This is a genomic window from Streptomyces winkii, from assembly GCF_032248595.1.
In the GTDB taxonomy this organism is placed as follows: domain Bacteria; phylum Actinomycetota; class Actinomycetes; order Streptomycetales; family Streptomycetaceae; genus Streptomyces; species Streptomyces winkii.
Map to the genome: position 1 here is coordinate 1 of NZ_JASTTH010000032.1, position 255 is coordinate 255.

Below are 255 nucleotides of genomic sequence, written 5' to 3' on the forward strand. Positions count from 1 at the left end.
TAGAACGTCGTGAGACAGTTCGGTCCCTATCCGCTGCGCGCGTAGGAGTCTTGAGAAGGGCTGTCCCTAGTACGAGAGGACCGGGACGGACGGACCTCTGGTGTGCCAGTTGTTCTGCCAAGAGCATGGCTGGTTGGCTACGTTCGGGAGGGATAACCGCTGAAAGCATCTAAGCGGGAAGCCTGCTTCGAGATGAGGACTCCCACCCCCTGTGTGGGGTTAAGGCTCCCGGGAGATGACCGGGTTGATAGGCCA

At 59.6% G+C, this 255-nt stretch carries 1 rRNA gene; it reads left to right on the top strand.

Going from position 1 to position 255, the window contains the following annotated elements:
* Positions 1–255: ribosomal RNA gene (locus tag QQM67_RS30800) — 23S ribosomal RNA — on the top strand; the annotation flags it as partial.